The sequence below is a fragment of the Burkholderia sp. SIMBA_051 genome, assembly GCF_046534915.1.
In the GTDB taxonomy this organism is placed as follows: Bacteria; Pseudomonadota; Gammaproteobacteria; order Burkholderiales; family Burkholderiaceae; genus Burkholderia; species Burkholderia ambifaria.
Map to the genome: position 1 here is coordinate 1 of NZ_JAWRXS010000429.1, position 262 is coordinate 262.

Here is a 262-nt window from a genome sequence, read left to right on the forward strand (position 1 = left end):
CCTTTACGGAATTGTTATCTCCGTCGGTGTTGGAGGGGCATCCAATGTAGCCGCAACAGTTGTTGTTACAAATTGGTTTAATGAAAAACGCGGACTTGCTTTTGGAATTATGGAGGCAGGGTTTGGCGCGGGTCAGATGCTTCTTGTTCCCGGCTCTCTCATTTTGATTCAATGGTTTAACTGAAAGTTAACTGTAGTGATTTTGGGTCTGATTTTAATGGTTATTGTGTTTCCTGTCATACTGTTATTTTTACGGAATCAT

1 pseudogene is annotated in these 262 nt (G+C 41.2%); it reads left to right on the forward strand.

Going from position 1 to position 262, the window contains the following annotated elements:
• Positions 1–184: pseudogene (locus SB771_RS35150) on the forward strand (MFS transporter); the annotation flags it as partial.
• Positions 185–262: the final 78 nt, after the last annotated feature.